At 70.7% G+C, this 22,903-nt stretch carries 20 protein-coding genes; 8 read left to right on the top strand and 12 right to left on the bottom strand.

What is annotated here, in order from left to right:
- Positions 1-36 precede the first annotated feature (36 nt).
- Positions 37-1,215 (top strand): AI-2E family transporter, encoded by a 1,179-nt coding sequence (locus OIE74_RS09455; RefSeq protein ID WP_329380738.1) that lies wholly within the window; start codon positions 37-39, stop codon positions 1,213-1,215.
- Positions 1,216-1,265: 50 nt separating this feature from the next.
- On the opposite strand, the gene OIE74_RS09450 is transcribed toward OIE74_RS09455, so the two are convergent.
- Together OIE74_RS09450 and OIE74_RS09445 are read right to left on the bottom strand one after the other, a co-directional pair.
- Positions 1,266-1,910, bottom strand: a complete 645-nt coding sequence (locus tag OIE74_RS09450; RefSeq protein ID WP_329380735.1) for a response regulator transcription factor — start codon at positions 1,908-1,910, stop codon at positions 1,266-1,268.
- Entirely contained in the window at positions 1,910-3,268 is a 1,359-nt protein-coding gene (locus tag OIE74_RS09445; protein ID WP_329380732.1) for a sensor histidine kinase, read from the bottom strand. Before OIE74_RS09445 ends, OIE74_RS09450 begins: the two co-directional genes overlap by 1 nt.
- A 143-nt stretch (positions 3,269-3,411) precedes the next feature.
- Here OIE74_RS09445 and OIE74_RS09440 point away from each other — a divergent pair, with 143 nt between their 5' ends.
- The 4 genes from OIE74_RS09440 (at position 3,412) to recX (ending at position 8,794) form a co-directional block, all read left to right on the top strand.
- Complete coding sequence (locus tag OIE74_RS09440; protein ID WP_329392221.1) at positions 3,412-4,191, top strand: ABC transporter ATP-binding protein; 780 nt, start codon at positions 3,412-3,414, stop codon at positions 4,189-4,191.
- Entirely contained in the window at positions 4,185-6,770 is a 2,586-nt protein-coding gene (locus tag OIE74_RS09435; protein ID WP_329380729.1) for an ABC transporter permease, read from the top strand. The genes OIE74_RS09440 and OIE74_RS09435 overlap by 7 nt, the downstream gene beginning before the upstream one ends.
- A gap of 290 nt (positions 6,771-7,060) precedes the next feature.
- Positions 7,061-8,200: a recombinase RecA gene (gene recA, locus OIE74_RS09430; RefSeq protein ID WP_329380726.1), complete on the top strand. Its 1,140-nt coding sequence runs from the start codon at positions 7,061-7,063 to the stop codon at positions 8,198-8,200.
- Positions 8,201-8,209: 9 nt separating this feature from the next.
- Positions 8,210-8,794 carry a recombination regulator RecX gene (recX, locus tag OIE74_RS09425; RefSeq protein WP_329380723.1) on the top strand — a complete coding sequence of 195 codons (585 nt, stop codon included), beginning with the start codon at positions 8,210-8,212 and terminating at the stop codon, positions 8,792-8,794.
- Positions 8,795-8,897: 103 nt separating this feature from the next.
- Here recX and OIE74_RS09420 read toward each other — a convergent pair whose 3' ends face one another.
- The 8 genes from OIE74_RS09420 to OIE74_RS09385 all read right to left on the bottom strand — a co-directional run bounded on the left by OIE74_RS09420 (position 8,898) and on the right by OIE74_RS09385 (position 15,361).
- Positions 8,898-9,305, bottom strand: a complete 408-nt coding sequence (locus tag OIE74_RS09420) for a rhodanese-like domain-containing protein (RefSeq protein WP_329380720.1) — start codon at positions 9,303-9,305, stop codon at positions 8,898-8,900.
- Entirely contained in the window at positions 9,302-9,895 is a 594-nt protein-coding gene (locus OIE74_RS09415; RefSeq protein ID WP_329380717.1) for a cysteine dioxygenase, read from the bottom strand. Before OIE74_RS09415 ends, OIE74_RS09420 begins: the two co-directional genes overlap by 4 nt.
- 75 nt (positions 9,896-9,970) lie before the next feature.
- Positions 9,971-10,042 carry a putative leader peptide gene (locus tag OIE74_RS09410; RefSeq protein WP_309544753.1) on the bottom strand — a complete coding sequence of 24 codons (72 nt, stop codon included), beginning with the start codon at positions 10,040-10,042 and terminating at the stop codon, positions 9,971-9,973.
- 48 nt (positions 10,043-10,090) lie between these two features.
- Positions 10,091-11,800: an FAD-dependent monooxygenase gene (locus OIE74_RS09405; protein ID WP_329380715.1), complete on the bottom strand. Its 1,710-nt coding sequence runs from the start codon at positions 11,798-11,800 to the stop codon at positions 10,091-10,093.
- Between the two features lie 196 nt (positions 11,801-11,996).
- Positions 11,997-12,932 carry an amino acid ABC transporter permease gene (locus OIE74_RS09400; RefSeq protein ID WP_329380712.1) on the bottom strand — a complete coding sequence of 312 codons (936 nt, stop codon included), beginning with the start codon at positions 12,930-12,932 and terminating at the stop codon, positions 11,997-11,999.
- The gene (locus OIE74_RS09395; protein ID WP_329392220.1) at positions 12,929-13,597 is read right to left on the bottom strand and encodes an amino acid ABC transporter permease; all 669 of its coding nucleotides are present in this window, start codon (positions 13,595-13,597) and stop codon (positions 12,929-12,931) included. Before OIE74_RS09395 ends, OIE74_RS09400 begins: the two co-directional genes overlap by 4 nt.
- A gap of 97 nt (positions 13,598-13,694) precedes the next feature.
- Positions 13,695-14,537: a glutamate ABC transporter substrate-binding protein gene (locus tag OIE74_RS09390; RefSeq protein WP_329380710.1), complete on the bottom strand. Its 843-nt coding sequence runs from the start codon at positions 14,535-14,537 to the stop codon at positions 13,695-13,697.
- Between the two features lie 38 nt (positions 14,538-14,575).
- Positions 14,576-15,361, bottom strand: coding sequence for an amino acid ABC transporter ATP-binding protein (locus OIE74_RS09385; protein WP_329380707.1), 786 nt, complete (start codon positions 15,359-15,361; stop codon positions 14,576-14,578).
- A 251-nt stretch (positions 15,362-15,612) separates the two neighbouring features.
- Here OIE74_RS09385 and OIE74_RS09380 point away from each other — a divergent pair, with 251 nt between their 5' ends.
- Both OIE74_RS09380 and OIE74_RS09375 read left to right on the top strand, forming a co-directional pair.
- Entirely contained in the window at positions 15,613-16,326 is a 714-nt protein-coding gene (locus OIE74_RS09380) for a response regulator transcription factor (RefSeq protein ID WP_329380704.1), read from the top strand.
- A 6-nt stretch (positions 16,327-16,332) separates the two neighbouring features.
- Positions 16,333-17,760, top strand: coding sequence for a sensor histidine kinase (locus OIE74_RS09375; protein WP_329380701.1), 1,428 nt, complete (start codon positions 16,333-16,335; stop codon positions 17,758-17,760).
- A gap of 58 nt (positions 17,761-17,818) precedes the next feature.
- Here the strand turns inward: OIE74_RS09375 and OIE74_RS09370 are convergent, their stop codons facing one another.
- Positions 17,819-18,820, bottom strand: a complete 1,002-nt coding sequence (locus OIE74_RS09370) for a TAXI family TRAP transporter solute-binding subunit (protein WP_443076062.1) — start codon at positions 18,818-18,820, stop codon at positions 17,819-17,821.
- Positions 18,821-19,161: 341 nt separating this feature from the next.
- Positions 19,162-21,051, bottom strand: coding sequence for an ATP-binding cassette domain-containing protein (locus OIE74_RS09365; RefSeq protein ID WP_329380698.1), 1,890 nt, complete (start codon positions 21,049-21,051; stop codon positions 19,162-19,164).
- Positions 21,052-21,371: 320 nt separating this feature from the next.
- Between OIE74_RS09365 and miaB the strand changes: the two genes are divergently transcribed.
- Positions 21,372-22,898, top strand: coding sequence for a tRNA (N6-isopentenyl adenosine(37)-C2)-methylthiotransferase MiaB (gene miaB, locus OIE74_RS09360; RefSeq protein ID WP_329380695.1), 1,527 nt, complete (start codon positions 21,372-21,374; stop codon positions 22,896-22,898).
- The last annotated feature ends 5 nt before the right edge of the window (positions 22,899-22,903 follow it).

The raw sequence follows: 22,903 nt of genomic DNA, 5'->3' as shown, positions 1-22,903 counted from the left end.
CCTCCCGCGGCGGGGGGCACCGACGGGGCGGCGCGTATGCCCCGCTGGCTGCCTCGCGCCATGGTGCTGGCGCTGGTGCTCGTCGCCTGCTTCCAGTTGGGCACGTGGGCCTTCCAGCAGCTCCTCTCGCTGCTGATCAACATCCTGATCGCCTTCTTCCTGGCCCTGGCCGTCGAGCCGGCCGTCAGCCGGATGGCATCGCACGGTCTGCGGCGCGGACTCGCCACCTTCCTCGTCTTCTTCGCGGTGCTGATCGCGAGCGTCGGCTTCGTCGTCCTGCTCGGCTCGATGCTCGCGGGGCAGATCATCGAGATCGTCGAGGACTTCCCCAACTACCTCGACTCACTCATCAACTGGATCAACGAGAACTTCCGCACCGAACTGTCGCGCGTGGCCGTCCAGGACAGCCTGCTCCACTCCGACTGGCTCCAGAGATACGTCCAGAACAGCGCGAGCGGTGTGCTCGACATCTCGACCACCGTGCTCGGCGGTCTCTTCCGGCTCCTGACGATCTTCCTGTTCTCGTTCTACTTCGCCGCCGACGGGCCGCGGCTGCGCCGCACCGTGTGCTCCGTCCTGCCCCCGGCCAAGCAGGCCGAGGTGCTGCGCGCCTGGGAGATCGCGGTCGACAAGACCGGCGGCTACATCTACTCACGCGGGCTGATGGCCCTCATCTCCGGCGTCGCTCACTACATCCTCCTGGAGATCCTCGGGATCCCGTACGCGCCGGTGCTCGCGGTGTGGGTGGGCCTCGTCTCGCAGTTCCTGCCGACCATCGGCACCTATCTGGCCGGCGCCCTGCCGATGCTGATCGCCTTCACGGTGGCCCCGTGGTACGCGCTGTGGGTGCTCGGATTCGTCGTGATCTACCAGCAGTTCGAGAACTATGTCCTTCAGCCCAAACTCACCGCCAGGACGGTCGACATCCACCCCGCTGTGGCCTTCGGCTCCGTCGTCGCCGGTACGGCGCTGCTCGGTGCCGTCGGCGCGCTGATCGCCATCCCCGCGGTGGCGACGCTGCAGGCCTTCCTCGGGGCGTACGTGAAGCGGTACGACGTGACGGACGACCCGCGCGTGCACGGGCACCGGCGCCGTGGCAGCGGGCGCGCGCGGGCGCGGATGCGCCGGGCGCTGCGAGGTGGCGCGCTGCGGCGCGGTTCGCTGCGTCGCGGCAGCCCGCGTGTGCCGCCGCCCCGCGCGGACGGCGGCTCCTGACCTTCTGAAGAGGACGTACCCGGCTCTGGAGAGGACGTACCGGGCAGGACTCAGCCGCGCAGGTAGGCGAGCACGGCAAGGACGCGTCGGTTCGTCGCGTCGGTCAGTGAGAGGTCGAGTTTGGTGAGGATGCTGCCGAAGTGCTTGCTCACCGTTCCCTCGCTGACGTGCAGCGCCTCGCCGACGGCGGCGTTGGACCTGCCCTCCGCCATCAGCGCCAGTACTTCCTGTTCACGCGGCGTCAGCCTCGACAGGGGGTCGCGCCGGTGCCTGAGCAACTGCCGTACGACCTCGGGGTCCACGACCGTGGCTCCCTCGGCGACGCGGCGGACGGCGTCGACGAACTCCTCGACGTGCCCGATCCGCTCCTTGAGCAGATAGCCGACACTGGTGCCGTCCGAGGAGTCGAGCAGCTCCTCGGCGTACGCGCGCTGCACGTACTGGCTCAGTACCAGGATGGGCAGTTCCGGCTGCCGCTCACGCAACTCCAGTGCGGCCCGCAGCCCTTCGTCCGAGAAGCCCGGCGGCATGCGTACGTCCGTCACCACGATGTCGGGCCGGTGCTCCGCCACCGCGGCGGTCAGCTCGTCGGCGGTCCCGGCCTCCGCGACGACCGTGTGCCCGAAGCGTTCGAGCAGGCCCCTGAGTCCGTCCCGCAGGAGCACGCTGTCCTCGGCCAGCACGATGCGCGACATCAGGTCCTCGTCCGGGTGGGAGCGGCGGCGGGAGCGGTGGGAATGGTGGCGGGGACGGCCGGTTCGGCGCTCGTGGCGGTGCCGGCGGGCCGGCAGGGGATCCGTACGCGGAACACGGTGGGTCCGCCGGCGGGGCTGGAGACCAGCAGATGGCCGTCGAGCACCGAGATACGGTCCGCGACTCCCTGGAGGCCGGTGCCGCCGGAGAAGTCCGCGCCGCCCGCGCCCTCGTCCCTCACCTCCACGACGAGCTCGCCGCTGGCGATCTCGCCGCGCACCCGCGCGCGGTCGGCCCCGCTGTGCTTGGCGACGTTCGCGAGCGCCTCGGAGACCGCGAAGTACGCCGCCGTCTCGACGGGTTCGGGCAGCCGCCCCGGCAGCTCGAACCGTACGTCGACCGGCACCGTCGACCGGTCGGCGATGTCCTCGACGGCGTCCTTCAGCCCCCGGTCGGTGAGCACCTGCGGGTGGATGCCCCGGATCAGCTCCCTGATCTCCACCAGGGCGGTGCCCGCCTCGTCGTGTGCTTTCGCCAGGAGGCCCTCCAGCGGCTCGCCGGGGTTCTCCAGCCTCGCGAGTCCGAGCGTCATCGACAGGGCCACCAGGCGCTGCTGCGCGCCGTCGTGGAGATCGCGCTCGATCCGGCGGCGTTCCGCCTCGAAGGCGTCCACCAGCCGCATCCGGGAACGGCCCAGCTCCTCGATACGCGAATCGACTGCCGCCTCACGGGACGACAGCAGCGCTCTGGTCAACGCCGCACGCCCGGCGGCCACCACCCCCAGCGGGTAGGCGAGGACGGGCAGCAGGAGCGCACCGGCCAGCGCCGCGGCGAACGCCTGCGGGTACGAGTGGGCCAGCCAGATCTTCAGTACGCGGACCTCCTCGCCCCCGCCGACCGTGGCCATGACGACGGGCGTGGCCAGCAGGCCGCCGCAGACGACGAGCACCGTCCCGACGACCAGCGCCTCCAACGGCCACAGCACGAACGCGAAGAGCAGCGCGTAGCCCAACTCCCGCCACGTGGCGGGCTCCTTGAGACGGACCCGTACCCAGGCGGCGAGGCCGGTGCCGTCCGGCTCGCGGTGCGGATCGGCCAGTACAGCGGGGTCGATCAGCCGCAGCCTGCGACGCTCCAGCGCGGCCAGCGGGATGCCCGCGAGGGCGAACATCAACAGCAGCGGCAGGCCGATGACGACCACCGCCAGCGCGCCGCCCGTGACCGCCAGCAGGAGCAGTGAGACCAGGGTCGCGAAGCCGACGAGAACGCCGCTCAGCAGATACGCCGCGGAGCGCCACGGCCACCTGCCGCGGAGGTAACGGGGCGCCCGGAGCGCCTGCCAGAGGCTGGGGGAGTGCATGGACGCACGGTAGGCGGGCTGCGCACGGGGCGACCACCCAGCTAACTCCACCTTTCGCCCCGTACGCAGCCCCACCATTGGCATGGCGTCCTGCTGTGATGTGCGCGGCGGCCGGCGCGGCTTGAGTGAGGGCCATGAACGACATGACCAGCATCGCCGCCCACGACAACGCCCCGGACGGCCTTCTCACGGAGGACATGGCGGTCCGGCTCAGTTCCGTCACCCGGTCCTACGGGAAGGGCACGGCGGCGGTGACCGCGCTCGACCGGGTCACCCTCGACATACCCAAGGGGACCTTCACCGCCGTCATGGGGCCCTCGGGCTCAGGCAAGTCCACCCTGCTCCAGTGCACGGCCGGACTGGACCGGCCCACCAGCGGGACTGTGATGCTCGGGGACCGCGACCTGACCTCGCTCAGTGAGAACAAACTGACCCTGCTGCGGCGCGAACGCATCGGCTTCGTCTTCCAGGCGTTCAACCTGCTTCCCTCGCTCACCGCCGAACAGAACGTCGCGCTCCCGCTGCGCCTGGCCGGCCGGCGACCGAAACGGGGCGCCGTTCTCGACGTGCTGGAGCGGGTGGGGCTGCGTGACCGCGCGGGGCACCGGCCGAGCGAGCTCTCCGGCGGCCAGCAGCAGCGGGTGGCGCTCGCCAGGGCGCTCGTCACCCGCCCCGACGTGCTCTTCGGGGACGAGCCGACGGGGGCGCTGGACTCCAGGACCGGCCGGGAGGTCCTGACCCTGCTGCGCGGCATGGTCGACGGGGGCCAGACAGTGATCATGGTGACGCACGACCCGATGGCGGCGTCGTACGCGGACCGGGTCCTTTTCCTGGCCGACGGCCGCGTACGGGGCGCTTTCGACTCACCGACCGCGGACCGGGTCGCCGAGCGGATGACCGCCCTGGCGGTGGCCCCGTGCTGAGGCTGACGCTTCAGGGCATGCGGGCCCGTTGGGTCACCTTCACCGGGTCGTTCGTCGCCCTCGCCCTCGGTGTGGGGCTCATCGCCGCCACCGGGCTCGCGCTGGCGGCCACGTTCGAGGCCCCGCACCGGGGGCCGGAGCGCTTCGCCGCGGCCCCGGTGGTCGTCAGGGCGTCCGACACCCTGCGGGTCTCCACGCCGATCGGCGACCGTACGCGGCGGCTCGCCGAACCCCGCGCGGTGCCGGACGGCCTGGCCGCCGAACTCGCGCGGCTCGGCCGCACCGTCGAGGACCGGACGTTCCCGGTGTCGTTCGCCGACGCATCCTCGGGAGGAGGTGCCACCGACAGGGCGGACGGGGCGGCTGACGGAGACGGTGCGGTGGGACATCCGTGGTCGGTCGCGGCGGCCACGCCGTACCGGCTCACGGGCGGACGCGCGCCCGCGACATCCGACGAGATCGTCGTCGCCGAGGCACCCCGTGCGGAGGAGCGGGCCGACGGCGGCGTGGAGGTCGGCGACCGCGTGCGGGTCGTGACCCCGGACGGTGCCGACGACCGCACCGTCGTCGGCACCGTGGGCGCGACGGACTTCGAGAACGCCGTGTTCTTCACCGATGCCGAAGCAGCCCAACTCTCGCCCCGTATCTCCGCGTTGGTGGTGCATGCGGACGCGACGGCCGTACGGAAGGCCGTACGGGCGACCGCCGACGACGCCCAGGACGACGACGCCGCCGCCGACGCCCGATCCGGGTTCGAGGTCCTGACCGGCGACGAACGGCGCAGGGCCGACCCCGACCCGGACCGCGACAGCGAGGCCCTGGTCGCGGTCAACGCGCTGCTGGGCACGGCGGCGGGCATCACCTGCTTCGTCTCGGTCTTCGTGGTGGCGTCGACCTTCGCCTTCGCCGTGGCCCAGCGCAGACGTGAGTTCGGTCTGCTCCGTACGGCGGGCGCCACTCCACGGCAGCTACGGCGGACGGTGTTCGCCGAGGCGGTCCTCGTCGCCGTGCCGGCCTCGGCCACCGGCTGCCTGCTCGGCGTCCTCGGCGCACCGCGGATCGCCGCGTGGCTGGTCGGAAACGGCGTCGCACCGTCCTGGTTCGCGATCGGCGACCAGACCTGGCCGCTGCACACGGCCTTCTGGACGGGCCTGTGCGTGGCGATGGCCGGCGTCCTGACGTCCTCCTGGCGGGCGGGCCGGATCAAGCCCACAGAGGCGCTGCGTGAGGCGGCGGTCGACAGCCGAGCGATGCCCCCGAGCCGTCGGCTGCTCGGAGCCCTCGTCCTGCTGGCCGGCCTGGGACTGCTCGTATGGTCGCTGGCCAACGATCCCGGCGAGGCCCTCAAGAGGAAGACCTACCTCACCCGGCCGATGCTGCTGATCGTCGGCTTCGCCCTGTACGCGCCCGTGCTCGTGCCGCCGCTGGTCAGGCTCGTCACCTGGCTGCCCGCCCGGCTGCCGGGTGCCACCGGTCTGCTGGCGCGGGCGAACGCGGCCACCGGGGTGCGCCGTACGGCGGCCGTCGCCGCTCCCGTCCTGATCACCGTCGCGCTCGCCGCCTCCCTCCTGGGTACGACCGCGACGATCAACGAGGCCAAGGCCACCGAGGCCGCGACGCAGACGAGCGCCGACTACGTGGTGGCGGTGCCGGGCGAGGACGGCGCGCTGCCTGCCGCGTTCGTGACGCGCGCGCGGAGCATTCCAGGCACGGCCGTGAGCGCCTCCCGCTCCACCGCCGTGACCGCCCTCGAAGAGGACGTTGCCCTCGTGACGTCCGAGGCCAGAGCCGTGGACCCGGCGGATCTCGCGGCGGTGTCCCGGCTGCCCGTGGCGTCCGGCCGGGTGGCCGATCTCGACGACGGCGGCATCGTCGTCAACGAGGAGTGGCGGGAACGGACGGTCGGGCAGCGGGTGAGGGTCTGGCTGGGCGACGGCCGCGAGGCGACCCTGCGGATCGTGGCGGTGCTCCGGACCGGCACCGGCGACAACGGTGTGTACGTCACCCCGCGCAACGCCCCCGGCGCCACGGTCGATCGCGTCGACATCAAGCTGCGGGACGGCGCGGACGCCGCGGCCGTTGACGCCGCGCTGCACGAGGCGGGCCGGGCGACCGGGACGACCGTCCTCACGAAGGACGCGTGGCTGGAGCGGAGCCACCCCCGCTCCAGCGAGAGCACCCGGCTGGGGATGCTGCTGATTCTCGGGATCGCCCTGCTCTACACCGGGATCGCGCTGGTGAACACCCTGGTCATGGCGACCTCCGACCGGGTGGGCGACCTCGCGGTGCTCCGGCTCACCGGTACGACCAAACCGCAGGTGCTCCGCCTCGTCACGGCCGAGGCCCTGTTGGTCGTGGCCGTGGGCTCGCTCCTCGGCGCCGCCGTGGCCGGCCTGAATCTCCTCGGCCTGCGAGGCGCCCTCGCGCTGCTCTCCGTCCGGTCGCCCCTGGTCGTGCCCTGGGGGAGCCTGGGCTCGATGGTGGCGGCGAGCGCCGTACTGGCGGTGGTGGCCGCCGTCCTGCCGGCACTGGCCGCGCTGCGCACGAGACCGGTCGAAGTCGCGGGGACGCGCGAGTAGCCGCGCGCCCCGTCCGGCCCTGGCCCCGTCCGACCCCGACCTCGGCTTCGACTCGTGCGACCCGTACCCCGCCCCGGCCCGTACCCCGCCCCCGCCGCTCCGCGACGCGCCCGCGAGAGGTGCTTGACACCAAAATCGAACAGGCGTTCTTATGGGGTGCGGCCGGTTGGCCGGGGTTCCGGGAGACGGGAGTTATCCACAGGCCGGGAGGACGTCGAGGCCCATTGTCAGTGGCAGGGGATAGCGTCTTCGATGTGAAGCGATCGACACAAGCAAATCGGGTGGAACCCATGGCAGGATCCGACCGCGAGAAGGCGCTGGACGCCGCTCTCGCCCAAATTGAACGGCAATTCGGCAAGGGCGCGGTGATGCGCCTCGGCGAGCGGCCGAACGAGCCCATCGAGGTCATCCCCACCGGGTCGACCGCACTCGACGTCGCGCTCGGAGTCGGCGGCATCCCGCGTGGCCGCGTGGTGGAGGTGTACGGGCCGGAGTCCTCCGGCAAGACGACGCTGACGCTGCACGCGGTGGCGAACGCCCAGCGGGCGGGCGGCACGGTGGCCTTCGTGGACGCGGAGCACGCCCTCGACCCGGAGTACGCGAAGAAGCTCGGCGTCGACATCGACAGCCTGCTGCTGTCCCAGCCGGACAACGGTGAACAGGCCCTGGAGATCGTGGACATGCTGGTCCGCTCCGGGGCGCTCGATCTCATCGTCATCGACTCCGTCGCGGCCCTGGTGCCGCGCGCGGAGATCGAGGGCGAGATGGGCGACTCGCACGTAGGTCTTCAGGCGCGGCTGATGAGCCAGGCGCTCCGGAAGATCACCAGCGCGCTCAACCAGTCCAAGACCACGGCCATCTTCATCAACCAGCTCCGCGAGAAGATCGGCGTGATGTTCGGCTCGCCGGAAACCACGACCGGTGGCCGGGCGCTCAAGTTCTACGCCTCGGTGCGGCTCGACATCCGTCGTATCGAGACGCTGAAGGACGGCACCGACGCCGTCGGCAACCGCACCCGCGTCAAGGTCGTCAAGAACAAGGTCGCGCCGCCCTTCAAGCAGGCCGAGTTCGACATCCTCTACGGCCAGGGGATCAGCCGCGAGGGCGGTCTGATCGACATGGGCGTGGAGGAGGGCTTCGTCCGCAAGGCCGGCGCCTGGTACACGTACGAGGGCGACCAGCTGGGCCAGGGCAAGGAGAACGCCCGCAACTTCCTCAAGGACAACCCCGATCTCGCCGACGAGATCGAGAAGAAGATCCTGGAGAAGCTGGGTGTCGGCGTCAAGCCGGAGGAGCCCGGGGCCGAGCCCGGAGCGGACGCGGCCGGTGGCTCGGCCGCCGCCGGAGCCCCGGCCGGTGCCCCGGCCAAGACGGTGCCCGCTCCCGCCACCAAGGCCAAGTCGGCCAAGGCGGCGGCGGCAAAGAGCTAGTTCGGCGTCGTGCCTTACGCGAAGAGGCGGCGAACTGAACAGCCGGGCGGCAGCCCCGACTCGTCGAGGGCCGAGAAGGAGCTGCCGCCCCAGGATCCGGCTGAGCGGGCGCGGGGGATCTGTCTGCGCCTGCTCACCGGGACCCCTCGCACCCGCAAGCAGTTGGCGGACGCGCTGGAGAAGCGCGACATCCCCGCGGATGTCGCGGCGGAGGTCCTCTCCCGCTTCGAAGACGTGGGACTGATCAACGACGCGGCGTTCGCCGACGCGTGGGTGGAGTCCCGGCACCACGGCCGGGGCCTGGCCCGGCGCGCCCTGGCGCGTGAACTGCGCACCAAGGGGGTGGACTCCGATCTGATCGACGAGGCGGTGGGGCAGCTCGACTCCGATCAGGAGGAGGCGACCGCACGGGAGCTGGTCGCCCGCAGACTCCGCTCCACCCGCGGTATGGAGCGGGACAGGAGAGTGCGCAGGCTCGCGGGCATGCTGGCCCGCAAGGGATACCAGCAGGGCCTGGCCATGCGGGTGGTCAAGCAGGCGCTGGAGGCGGAGGGCGAGGACACGGAGGGACTGGACGAGGAGAGCGTCTACTGAGGCCCGGGGAGCCGGGAGCACGGGGCGGCCGAACGGACGAGGAACGAAACCCGGCCCGGGAACGGCCGCGCTCGGTGCCGGCCATCGGTGCCGACCGACCGGCTCAGCGCGAGACCGGGAGGCCTTCGGCCTTCCATGCCTGGAAGCCGCCGACGATGTCCGTCGCGCGGTGCAGTCCCAACTGGCGCAGTGAGACCGCCGCGAGACTCGACGCGTAGCCCTCGTTGCAGATCACCAGGACGCGCAGATCGTGGCTCGTGGCCTGCGCCGCCCGGTGGCTGCCCTGCGGGTCGAGGCGCCATTCCAGCTCGTTGCGTTCCACGACCAGCGCACCGGGGATCAGCCCGTCGCGTTCCCGCAGCTCCGCGTACCGTATGTCGACCAGCAGCGCACCGTCCTCGGCGGCGGCGAAGGCCTCACGCGGTTCGACCCGGTCGAGTCCCTCGCGGACCCGGTCGAGCAGTTCGTCGATTCCCACCGGCGCCGGCCGCTCGCCCGGCCCGCCGCTCACTGCCACTCCTGCGGACGCTCGACCTGCTCAAGGCGGAGCACAGCGCCGGTGCGGCTGTAGCGGCGCATCAACGGCAGCGGCGGATAGTAGGCGTGCACCGAAACGGCGTGCACCGAGTCCGACTCGTTGCGCACCTCGTGCACATGGTGACTGCCGAACGCCCTGGCGTCGCCCTTCGCCAACTTCCGTGCCCGGTCGACCCCTTCGGCCAGCTCCAGCGTCTTCCAGCCCTCCGTCGGCAGCCGGGCGGCCAGCGAGTCCTCCTGGAGCGCTCCTCCCGCCGTGGCGAAGGCGCCGTACGAGCCACCGTGGTCGTGCCAGCCGGTCCCGGTGCCGGGCGGCCAGCCGATGATCCACGCCTCGCTGCCGGCGGGGCCGTCCAGACGGATCCACGTACGGCCCTCGGGGTCGAGGGGGAGGGTGGAGACAAGCTCGGCGTCGGCCGCCGTACGCCGGACGAAGGCCAGCAGTTCGGCCTGCGAGGGAGCAGCCGAGGCCGTGGGCGCCGGAGCGGGGGAACCAACAGCCCCGGGAGCGGCGGCGGTTGACGCCGGGGCAGTGGGCGCGGGGGTGTCGAGAGAGGGAGACATGAGGACCGTCCTGGAAGTTCGCTGAGACGCGCCGTCATGTACCGACACGACGAGCGCTACGAGAGGGGGGCGAATTCAGCAGGACGGACGACACACGCAGCCCGCGTAGCGGACCAGGTCCATATGGACCCTCCGCCACAGGCGCACATCCGTGTCAGTCACGCTCCGGAGTACACCATGTGATCACTCCGACGGTCAATTGATGTTCGCGGTACGGTCGGTACGCCCGGAGCGGTCCTTCGCCGGGGAGGGCTCGGGGGCACCCCCACGTGCGGCGTCCGCCGCCGCGTACAGCTCGTCGGGACGCACGCCGCCGAAGGCCGCCACCAGATGCCCGTCGGGCCGTACGAGCAGCACCGAGTGCGCGGACGCCCCCGGATAGCTCTCGGTGACCAGCAGCTCGGCCGGTGCCGGCAGCGCCGCCACGGCCTCGGCGAGCCGCGGCATCACGCCCGCGGTCAGCCAGTGCCGCCGGTCCCACACGCCCGTCCCCGGCGCGACCAGCACCACCAGCATGCTGCCTCTGCCGAGCCGGTCCCGCAGCCGCACCGTCATGCCGTCGGGCGCCGTCACGAGCACGTCGTCGACGGGCGCCCCTGTCCGAGTGTCGACTGTCGTGTGCGCCTCGGTGTACGGAGGCGCGAGGGGGGAGTGCGGGTACGCGGGGGGCGCGCCCAGCGGCCCGTGCCCCAGGTGCCCGTCGGCGAGCAGGGCGTCATGGCCGCGCGAGCTGCCCAGATACGTACGCAGCCCTCCGCCGCCGCGAAGTATCGTCAGCGACTGGTCCGCCGCGCGCAGCCGGGCGGCGACCGCGGTCCTGCGTTCCGCCTGGTAGCTGTCCAGCAGCGTCTCCGACGCCCCGTGGTGCCAGGCGTGCGCCAGTTTCCAGCCCAGGTTCTCGGCGTCCCGCAGCCCCTCGTCGAGACCCTGCGTGCCCAGCGCGCCCAGCAGATGCGCGGCGTCACCCGCGAGGAAGGCCCTCCCGACGCGCCAGCGCCGCGCGAGCCGGTGGTGCAGTGTGTACACGCCGGTGTCGAGCAGGTCGTACGGCGGCGTCTCGCCGCACCACCCGGCCAGGGTGTCCCGTACCCGCGTCACCAGCGCCTCCGGCGTGACCAGCTCGCCCCGGGCGGGCAGCAGCCAGTCCAGCCGCCACACACCGTCGGCGAGAGGCCTGGCGGACACCTCCTGGCCGCCGCCCCGCCACGGGGGCTGACGGTGCAGCACGGCCTCGCCGGGCCAGGGCAGTTCGACACGGAGCGCGGCGACCGCGTGCCGCTCCACCGCCGTACGGCCCGGGAAACGCACACCCAGCAGCTTGCGGACCGTCGACCTGGCGCCGTCGCAGCCCACCACATGGCTTCCCCGCCACCAGGTCGCCCCGGGACCGCGCGTGTGCACCGTGACGCCCCGTGCGTCCTGCTCCAGCGAGTCGAGCCGGCTGTTCGTCACCAGCCGTACGTGCTCGTGGCGCGCCACGGCGTCCCTGAGACCGCGCGTGAGGGCGTGCTGCGGGAGGTGTAACGGTGAGGGGAAGACCGCCTCGGCACGTTCCCCGTCACCGACGGCGCCCGCACCGGGGCCGCCCGGACCGGCCCCCGCACCACCGGCCCCGCTCGCGCCACCCATCTCGTCCGGATCACCGAGCGGCAGCTGCCGCATCTGCTGCTTGCGCCGCAACTGGCGCCAACCGACCCACCAGGCACCTTCGTCACGGAGCGTGGAGCAGCCCAGCCGCGCCATCAGAGCGGCCGTGTCGGGCCGCAGCACCGCCGTACGGGCCGGCCGCGGATCGTCCTTGCCCACCCCCTCGTCCAGCACGACGACGGGAACGCCCTGGGTGGCGAGGCACAGCGAGAGCGCGAGCCCCACGGGGCCCGCGCCGACGACGATCACCGGGTCCACGGCGCGACCCCTCCGGCCCGTACGGTCAGGTGGCGATTGGCGGTTGGAACCCGGAGAGCGATCACAGAACGTATGCAACCTACTGCGGGTGCTTGCGTCAAGTGACGGAGGCAGCGACGCCGCGCGCCGCTGCCTCCGCCCAGTCCACAGGCCCCGTTTCCGGGACCGTCAGCCCCGTTCCCGGGGCCTTCGAAGGCTACGGAACCGCGCCGCCCCCGCCGCCCCCGCCGTCCGTCTTGCGGACGTCCGAGAGGCTTTCCGGCGTACCCGTGGCGGTCAGGTCCTGCATCGCCTCGCCGGTCAGCACCGCACCGGTGCTCCTCTTGGCCCGGCGCAGCCGCTTCTCCAGCCAGGACGCGAACGTCGTGAGCAGGAGGTTCAGCACGATGAAGATCACCGCGACGACGATGAAGCTCGGGATGACGTTCGAGTAGTTCGCGGCGAGCGTCTTCCGGGCGTTGAGCAGCTCGGTGAAGCTGAGCAGCGCGCCGCCGAGCGCGGTGTCCTTCACGATCACGACGAGCTGGCTCACGAGCGCGGGCAGCATCGCGGTCACCGACTGCGGCAGCAGGATGCTCCGCATCGTCTGGCCCTTGCGCAGACCGATCGCCTTGGCGGCCTCCGTCTGCCCCTTGGGCAGCGACAGGATGCCCGCGCGGACGACCTCCGCGAGCACGGACGCGTTGTACAGCACGAGGCCGGTGACGACCGCGTACAGCGGACGCATCTCCGTACTGATGTCGGTGGACGTCGCGTAGAACTGGTTCGCGAACACCATGAGGATCAGCACGGGGATCGCGCGGAAGAACTCGACGACCCCACCGGCCGGAATCCTGACCCAGCGGTGGTCGGAGAGCCGCGCTATGCCGAAGAGAGCTCCGAGCGGCAGCGCGATGACCAGCGCGAGCGACGCGGCCTTGACGGTGTTGGCGAGGCCAGGCAGCAGATATGTCGTCCACGCCTGGGACTCGGTGAAGGGGCGCCACTTCGCCCACTCCAGCTGGCCCTTGTCGTCCATGGCGGAGTAGACCCACCACACGCCGAGGGCCAGGACTATCAGGAACAGCGCCGTGTAGACGATGTTGCGCCGCTTGGCGCTGGGGCCCGGCGCGTCGTATAGAACGGAAGTCATCGCTTCACCGCCACTCGCTTGGCGACCCAGCCGAGGATGAGACCGGTCGGCAGGGTCAGGACCACGAACCCGAAGGCGAAGATCGCCGAGATGAGGATGAGTTGCGACTCGTTCTCGATCATCTCCTTCATCAGGAGGGCGGCTTCGGCCACACCGATGGCCGCGGCCACCGTCGTGTTCTTCGTCAGGGCGATCAGTACGTTCGTGAGGGGCCCGATGACGGAGCGGAACGCCTGGGGAAGGACTATGAGCGACAGGACCTGGGTGAAGTTCAGCCCGATGGCCCGCGCGGCCTCCGCCTGCCCGACGGGCACCGTGTTGATGCCGGACCGGATGGCCTCACAGACGAACGCGGCCGTATAGACGGTCAGTCCGAGAATGGCCAGCCGGAAACTCAGGGCGTCGAAGTCGTCGGCCGCCCCCAGCGTGATGCCGAAGGTGTCGGCGAGACCGAGGGAGGAGAAGACGATGATGACGGTGAGCGGAATGTTCCGGACGACGTTGACGTACACCGTGCCGAATCCGCGCATCAGCGGAACCGGGCTCACCCGCATCGCGGCAAGTATGGTGCCCAGGATGAGGGAGCCGATTCCGGAGAAGACGGCGAGCTGCACCGTTACCCAGAACGCCCCGAGCAGGTCGTAACCTTCAAGAAAGTCGAACACGATCTCCCGCGCTCTCGCGTTTGTTGATGGCATGGCGCGCCACCCTCAGGGGGCGGCGCGCCACATCTGCGCCGTACGAGCTGACGGCCGTGCCGATTCAGCTGACGATGTTGCCGATCTTCGGGGCGGGCTCGTTCTTGTACTCGGCCGGACCGAAGTTGTCCGTCACGGCCTTGTCCCAGGCCTTGTCGGTGACCATCTTTTCGAGGGCCGCGTTGATGTCGTCGACCATCTTGGTGTCGCCCTTCTTGACACCGATGCCGTAGTTCTCGTTGCTCAGGCTGAGACCGGCGAGCTTGAACTTGCCCTTGTTCTGGTCCTGCGAGGCGTAACCGGCGAGGATCGAGTCGTCCGTGGTCAGCGCGTCGACGGCGCCGCTGGCGAGCGCGTCGATGCACTCGGAGTACGTGCCGTACTCCTTCAGCTGAGCCTTGGGAGCCAGCTCGTCACTCACGTTCTGCGCCGAGGTGGAGCCCGCGACCGAGCAGAGCTTCTTGCCGTTCAGGTCCGCGCCCTTGGCGATGTTGTCGTCGGAGCGGATCAACAGGTCCTGGTGGGCCAGCAGATACGGCCCGGCGAAGTCGACCTTCGCCTTGCGCTCGTCGGTGATCGAGTAGGAAGCCACGATGAAGTCGACGTCGCCGCGCTCAAGAGCGGTCTCACGGTCGGCGCTCGGGGTTTCCTTCCACGTGATGTCCTTCTCGGCGTAACCGAGTTCCTTCGCCACGTACGTCGCGACATCGACGTCGAAGCCGGTGTAGGAGCCGTCCGGCGTCTTCAGACCGATACCGGGCTGGTCGAACTTGATACCGACGGTGATCTTCTTGCCGCCACCGTCGCCCTCACCCGCCGAGTCGCTGTCGTCGGAGCCGCACGCGGTCGCGGTCAGGGAAAGGGCCAGTACAGCGGCGGCAGCAGCGCTTGCTTTACGGAGATTCATGGTCAACATCCTTCGTTGTCTCGAAAGTTACGGGCAGCTCAGTGGTGCAGGATCTTCGACAGGAAATCCTTGGCCCGGTCGCTGCGAGGGCTGGTGAAGAACTGCTCCGGCGTCGCCTCTTCGACGATCTGGCCGTCCGCCATGAAGACGACCCGATTCGCGGCGGACCGGGCGAAGCCCATCTCGTGGGTGACTACGACCATGGTCATGCCGTCACGTGCGAGCTGCTGCATGACTTCGAGCACCTCGTTGATCATTTCCGGGTCGAGCGCCGAGGTCGGCTCGTCGAAGAGCATGACCTTGGGCTCCATGGCCAGCGCGCGGGCGATCGCGACGCGCTGCTGCTGACCACCGGAGAGCTGCGCGGGGTACTTGTCCGCCTGGTTGGCCACACCGACGCGGTCCAGCAGGGTCCGTGCGAACTCGTCCGCGGCCCGCTTGTCCTTCTTGCGGACCTTGATCTGCCCCAGAGTGACGTTCTCCAGGACGGTCTTGTGCGCGAAGAGGTTGAAGGACTGGAAGACCATGCCGACGTCGGCGCGCAGTCGGGCCAGCTCCTTGCCTTCGGCGGGCAGCGGCTTCCCGTCGAGCGAAATGCTGCCGGAGTCGATCGGCTCCAGACGGTTGATGGCGCGGCACAGTGTGGACTTGCCGGACCCCGAGGGCCCGATCACGACGACGACCTCGCCACGGGCGATGGTCAGGTCGATGTCCTGGAGCACATGCAGCGCGCCGAAGTGCTTGTTGACGTTGCTCAGCACGACCAGGTCGCCCGACGCCGGCCCGGCGCCCTCGGTTTCCTTGGTCACTGAAACTCCGCTCATCGGCTTCTTGCTCCGTCCTCCTCGGTTGGGAGGACCTTAGTCACGCACTGCGACCAGCGTCATTACATCTGAGGGGAAATTGAGCATAACGATCCGGCCGCAACCGGACACACCGTGTGAAGCTGGCCGGTTCGGAGTACCGGGTGGGTAACGGAAACTGTCCCTTAACAGGAAGTGGCTTGACTGGTGCGGCAGCCATGGGCGTGGATGCCCTGGTACGTACTGTGACGGCCACACCACGGAGGAGGGCCATGAGGCTGCTGCTCGTCGAGGACGACGATCATGTCGCGGCGGCCCTCGCCGCGGTACTGGCGAGGCACGGCTTCGATGTCACGCACGCGCGCAGCGGTGAAGAGGCCCTGCAGGCACTGCTCCCGGTGACCGACGGGACGAAGTCTCCTTACGGAGTCGTACTCCTCGACCTCGGACTGCCCGACCAGGACGGTTACGCGGTCTGCGGCAAGATCCGCAAGCTCTGCTCGACGCCGGTGATCATGGTGACGGCGCGTGCCGATGTCCGCTCCCGTATCCACGGGTTGAACCTCGGCGCGGACGACTACGTCACCAAGCCGTACGACACAGGGGAGTTGCTGGCCCGTATCCACGCCGTGAGCCGGCGCAGCGTCGGCGGCGAGGAGGCCGGGACGGGCGGCGGGGACTCGCTGCGCCTCGGGCCCGTCAGCATCGAACTGTCCACGCGACGCGTCACCGTGGACGACGCCCCGATCCAGCTGACCCGTAAGGAGTTCGACCTGCTCGCGCTCCTCGCGCAGCGTCCCGGCGTCGTCTTCCGGCGGGAGCAGATCATCAGCGAGGTGTGGCGCACCAGCTGGGAGGGGACCGGCCGCACCCTCGAGGTGCATGTGGCGTCCCTGCGCTCCAAGCTCCGGATGCCGGCACTGATCGAGACCGTGCGCGGCGTCGGCTACCGCCTCGTCGCCCCCGCCGCTCATCAAGGACCGTAGGACCCGGTGAGTACCCGACTTCTCCCCCTGCTGATCGTCCTCATGGCGGGCGTGCTCCTCGCGCTCGGCTTCCCGCTCGCCGTGAGTCTCGCGTCGGCGCAGCAGCAGGACGTCGTCGTCGACCGGATCGACGACACGGCGCGCGTCGCGGCCCTCGCCCAGTTCGTCAGCGAGGGCGAGGTGGGGGCCGCGGGCTCCGGCGCGGCCACCGGGTCCGACGAGCGCGGCGCGATGCTGGAGGAGGAGCTCAGGCGCTACTTCGAGGTGTACGGCATCCGGGCGGGCGTCTTCTTCCGCGACGGAGAGGCCATGGCGCGGGCCCCTGGGGGCTGGACGGTGCCCCGGGCGGGAGAAGGCCGCATGGCCTTCCAGGAGGCCCTCCTGGGGCGCCGCAGCGACGATCCCCCGCAGGTCTGGCCCTGGCAGCGGCACGGCCGGCTCATAGTCGCCTCGCCGGTCGTGCGGGACGGGGACGTCGTCGCCGTGGTGGTGACCGATTCGCCCACCGGGCAGATGCGGTCACGGATCCTCGAAGGCTGGACGTACATCGCCGCCGGCGAGGCCGCCGCCATGCTGCTCGCCGTGGGGGCGGCGTTCCGGCTGACGGGCTGGGTGCTGCGGCCGGTACGTGTCCTGGACGCCGCCACGCACGACATCGCCACGGGGCGGATGAAATCCCGCGTCGCCGCCGCCGGCGGCCCGCCCGAACTGCGCAGGCTCGCCCACTCCTTCAACGAGATGGCCGACAACGTCGAGGACGTCCTCGAACAGCAGCGCGCCTTTGTCGCCGACGCATCCCACCAGTTGCGCAACCCGCTCGCCGCGCTGCTGCTGCGGATCGAGCTGCTCGCCCTCGAACTGCCCGCCGGGAACGAGGAGATAGCCTCCGTCCGTACGGAGGGCAAGCGGCTCGGGCAGGTTCTCGACGACCTTCTGGACCTGGCGCTCGCCGAACACGCCCCGGCCGATCTGCGGCTCACCGACGTCGGGGCGCTGGCGTCCGAACGCGTCGCGGCGTGGCGGGCGTACGCGGAGGAGAAGGGCGTACGGCTGACGGAGAGCACCGGCCCCCTCACCGGCTGGGCGGACCCGGTCGCGCTCTCCAGCGCGCTCGACGCGGTCGTGGACAACGCCCTGAAGTTCACGCCGGAGGGCGGCGACGTGGACGTACGGGTGGCACGCGCCGGCACCGACCGCACCACCATCACCGTCACCGACGGCGGGCCGGGGCTGTCGGACGACGAGATGGACCGGATCGGCGACCGCTTCTGGCGCAGCAACCGGCACCAGAACGTCAAGGGGTCGGGGCTCGGGCTGTCGATCTCGCGGGCGCTGCTCGCGGCGGGCGGCGGGACGATCGCGTACGAGCACGCGGAGCCGCGCGGGCTGCGGGTGACGCTGACGGTGCCGAGGTCGTCACCGGGCTCTTCCTGAGGCCCGGGGCCGGCTCCGCGAAGCTCGTTGGGGGAGGCTTCTCGGCGCTCGCCCCCGGCTACGGCTTGACCGACCGGTAGTAGCGCAGCGCGCCTTCGTGCAGTCGCAGCGGGTCGGTGTAGATCGCCGTCCGCAGATCCACGAGCTGGGCCGGGTGGACCTTCTTGCCGATCCGGTCCCGGCTCCTGATCACGGTGCGGGTGAAGCCCTCGGTCAGCTCGGCGTCGATCCGGTCCGTGGTGACCAGTAGATTCGCCACTGCCACGGTCGGCACCGCCGTACCGTTCTGCGCCTTCTTGTACGCGTCGGCCGGCATCATCGCCGAGCGGTAGTAGCGGGTGTCCACCGGAGCCGTGTCGTGCAGCTTGTCGACGAGGGCGTCGTCGAGGGGCACCAGCGTGATGTCGAAACGCTCCGACAGCTGCTGTACGGCGGCGGTGGGCAGCCCGCCCGACCAGAAGAAGGCGTCGAGTTCGTCCGACTCCAGGAGGCTGGGCATGGTGTCGATGCCCGCCGAGACCGGCGTGACGTCCTTCTTGGGATGCAGCCCGGCGGCGGACAGCAGACGGTCGGCGATCAGCCGTACGCCCGAGCCCTCCTGGCCGACGCCGACCCGCTTGCCGCGCAGGTCCTGGGCGGACTCGATACCCGAGCTCTTCGCCGCGATCAGCTGTACGTAGTCGTCGTAGAGCCGTGCGCAACCGCGCAGCCGGTCGGCGCCGGGCGCGTTGTCCCGCCGGTACTTCGCCACCGCGTCGGCCGTGGCGATCGTGAAGTCGGCCTTCCCTGTGGCCACACGTGAGATGTTCTCCTGCGAGCCCTCGCTGGTCAGCAGCCCTATGGACACGTTGGGCAGATCCTTGGCGAGATCCTCCTTGAGGAGGTACCCGTAGCGTTCGTAGACGCCGCTGGTCACACCCGTACTGAACTTGACGGAGCCGCTCGGCGTCTTCTCCCCGAGCGGCACGAGCCACCACGCCAGCAGCCCGGCCACCACCAGCGCGGCCACGCCTCCTACGAAGGCGGTGCGCCGGCTCATACGAGGCGGAAGCGGGAACATGCGGCGATCCTGCCAGCTCACTCGCCGTAAAGGCCAGGCCTGACGTTCCGGCTTGATTACGGCCCGCCGAGGAATCGACGGGGGACTTGTGGGGAACCGGCGAGGGAGCGGCCCGGATGAGCGATTCCTGGCCACTCCCTCGCCGGTCGGGGCAGCCCCGCGACGAATGGACTGCGCCCCGGTCCACGTCCCTTCGCAGAGCCGAGGACCGGGTTGACCAGCGCCTCAGACCTCCCCAGGCCCGGCGCCGGGCGCAGCCCAGGGCCGCTACCCACGACTTCGGCGGTCAAACCGACCCGGACTCGGGTGACTTGATCGCATCGATGTGTCAGCTCCGCCGGTCAGCGGTCCTGGGACAGTGCGAGGAGTTCCGCGAAGGTGCCGCCCGCGTGAACCAGGTCGGCGTAACAGCCCTGTTCGGTGATGCGGCCCCCGTCCATCACCACGATGTGATCGGCGACCTTCGTGTTCTCCAGACGGTGCGTCACCACGATGGTGATGCGGTCGGCGGCGATCGCCTTGATCTCCTCGAAGATCTGGTGTTCGCCGCGCGGATCCATCTGCGAGGTGGGCTCGTCCAGGATCAGCAGCGACGGCCGCCGGTACAGCGCCCTGGAACAGGCCAGCCGCTGCCACTGCCCGCCGGACAGCTCCGCCCCGCCGAACACCTCCTTCGCGAGGAGGGTGTCGAGACCGTTCGGCAGCTCTTCGACGGCGTCCCGCATGCCGACCGAGTCGACCGCCTCCCACACCGGCCCGTCGTCGAAGGTCCGGGGCTGGCCCAGCGTCACGTTCTCGCGGACCCGCAGCGGCCACTGCGCGAAGATCTGCGGCACCAGCCCGGTGCACCGCCACACGGCGGCCCTGTCCACGGAGGCGAGGTCCGAACCGTTCCACAGCACCCGGCCCTTGTCGGCCAGATAGATCCCGGTGATCAGACGGGTCAGGGTCGACTTGCCGGAGCCGTTCACGCCGACGATCGCCAGGATCTCCCCGCGCCGCATGGTCAAGGAGAGCGTGTCCACGGCCGGCTTCTCCTTGCCGGGGTACTGATAGCTGACCTCCTCCAGCCGGATCTCGTCCACCGGAGTGCTCACCGGCAGCCCGCCGCGCTTCGGCGCCCGCTTCCCCGCGTCGTCGAGGAACGCCTGCATGTCGCTCAGGTAGAGGCTCGTGTGGAACACGGCCGCGCCGTTGACGATCACCTGCGACAGGGCCGCCAGCGTGGTCTGTACGGCGACGACGGCGGTGGCCGCGACGGCGAGCGCGACCCGGCCCGTACTCGCCAGCCAGGCGAGGGCGGTCCACGTGGCGACCAGGAACACCCCGCCCACGAGAGAGGACAGCAGCGCGATGCGCAGGGTTCGCGGGGCGGCGGCGAGCGTGCGCCGGTCGACCCGTTCGGAGAGGGAGCGGTACCAGAACAGCAGATAGCCCGTCATGCCGTTGGCGCGGACCTCGTCGCCGTACTTGGGCGTCGTCGACCACCACCGCATCATGCCGCGCACGTTGCGGTCGGCGACGTTCGCGTAGTGGATCTCGTAGTCCACGCGGGCGGTGAGCACTGCCCCGACACCCGCCGGGAGCACCGCGAGGAGCAGCAGCGGCAGCATCAGTACGTTCAGCAGCGACAGCACAGCGGTGGCGGTGACCATCCTTACGAGGGCCGACATGAACCGCTGGGCGTCGGTGACCATCACATGCGTACGCGCCACTCCCATCTCCGCGGCCTCCTGGCGGTCGGCGAAGCCGTCCACCGCGTACGCCGCCGCCTCGACGCGGCAGACCGCCTCCACCAGGGCGGTGTCCGTCGCGGTCGTCAGCTTGGGCGTGAGACGCCGCGACGCGTACATGGCCACGGAGGACGCACCACGGGTCAACGCCGTCGCTGTGCCCACCACGAGCAGGGCCGGCAGTGCCTGCTCCAGCCGGTCGACGACGGCGCCACCGCCGAGGATCGGGCGCATGGCACCGGCCGTGGCGGTCAGCAGGACCGCCGCGGCGGCACCCGTCACCAGCTGACAGGCCAGGAGCAGCGCGACGGCCCGTCGGTCCATGGCCCAGGACATCGCGGCGATGCGCCGCAGGACGGAGGGGAGCTGGGAGCACAGCTTTCGGAAGGAGACCGCCCCGAGCGGATTCACGGAGTACTCACCCGAGTACACGATCTCGGCGGGAGGCGGCGGCGGAGGTGTCACGGATCGCTTGTACCGGCTGTCTGTCGAGGTCAACTGGTCTCCCCCTGCGTGTGTGTGGCGTACGTCCCGGTGTCAGCCGGCCGATGTCGCAGGGATCAACGACGGCGCCGCCATATCGAACACACGTGTTTGAGACGGAGCGGATTCCGTACGGGGCGCGGTCGGCGCGGACTGCGCGACTCGTCCGCCCTTGGGACGCGCGGACGGGCCCCGGCCCGGAGCTGTCCGAAACGCCGAGGGCGATACGGGAGTGACGGACGGGATTCGCCGGGCTCAGGGCTCCACCGGGCCCCGTGCGGCTCGAAGGGACACCTCTGGCGGGGCCACCTCGGGCACCCCCTTACCCTTGACGGGTGACCAACAGCAGTGACCGGGCCGGAGCAGTGGACGAAGTGGGCGTCGAGCGGACGTACGAGGTACGCACCTACGGGTGCCAGATGAACGTCCACGATTCCGAGCGATTGTCCGGTCTGCTGGAGGACGCGGGCTATGTCCGGGCCCCCGAGGGCGCCGACGGCGACGCCGACGTCGTCGTCTTCAACACCTGCGCCGTCCGCGAGAACGCCGACAACAAGCTGTACGGAAACCTCGGCCGGCTCGCCCCCATGAAGACCCGCCGCCCCGGCATGCAGATCGCCGTCGGCGGCTGCCTGGCCCAGAAGGACCGCGACACCATCGTCAAGAAGGCGCCCTGGGTCGACGTCGTCTTCGGTACGCACAACATCGGCAAGCTCCCCGTACTGCTGGAGCGCGCCCGCGTACAGGAAGAGGCGCAGGTCGAGATCGCCGAGTCGCTGGAGGCGTTCCCCTCCACGCTGCCGACGCGCCGTGAGTCCGCCTACGCCGCGTGGGTCTCCATCTCCGTGGGCTGCAACAACACCTGCACCTTCTGCATCGTCCCGGCCCTGCGCGGCAAGGAGAAGGACCGCCGCCCCGGCGACGTACTCGCCGAGGTCGAGGCGCTCGTCGCGGAAGGCGTCTCGGAGATCACACTGCTGGGCCAGAACGTCAACGCGTACGGCTCCGACATCGGCGACCGCGAGGCCTTCTCCAAGCTCCTGCGGGCCTGCGGAAAGATCGAGGGCCTGGAGCGCGTCCGCTTCACCTCGCCCCACCCGCGCGACTTCACCGACGACGTCATCGCCGCGATGGCCGAGACCCCCAACGTCATGCCGCAGCTGCACATGCCCCTCCAGTCCGGCTCGGACACCGTCCTGAAGGCGATGCGCCGCTCGTACCGGCAGGAGCGATTCCTCGGAATCATCGGCAAGGTCCGCGCGGCCATCCCGCACGCCGCCATCTCCACCGACATCATCGTGGGCTTCCCCGGCGAGACCGAGGAGGACTTCGAGCAGACGCTGCACACGGTGCGCGAGGCGCGGTTCGCGAACGCCTTCACCTTCCAGTACTCCAAGCGCCCCGGAACGCCCGCCGCCGGCATGGGCGGGCAGATTCCCAAGGAGGTCGTGCAGGAGCGCTATCTGCGCCTCGTCGCTCTTCAGGAGGAGATCTCCTGGAACGAGAACAAGACGCAGGTCGGCCGCACGCTCGATGTCATGGTCGCCGAAGGCGAAGGGCGCAAGGACGGTGCCACCCACCGGCTCTCCGGCCGCGCGCCCGACAACCGGCTGGTCCACTTCACCGCGCCCGGCGACGAGGTGCGGCCCGGCGACGTGGTGACCGTCGACATCACCTACGCCGCACCGCACCATCTGCTCGCCGAGGGACCCACGACGCGGATACGGCGCACGCGCGCGGGCGACGCCTGGGAGAGGCGCAACGCGGCCCCGCCCGAGCCCGCCGGTGTGCTGCTCGGCCTCCCGTCGATCGGCGTCCCGCCGCCGCTGCCCGCGCCGACGGGCGGCTGTTCGGCGCCGTGACGCGC

The sequence above is a fragment of the Streptomyces sp. NBC_01716 genome, assembly GCF_036248275.1.
GTDB lineage: Bacteria > Actinomycetota > Actinomycetes > Streptomycetales > Streptomycetaceae > Streptomyces.
Note: the sequence above shows the minus strand (reverse complement) of the source record. Positions and strands in the feature narration are given on the sequence as shown.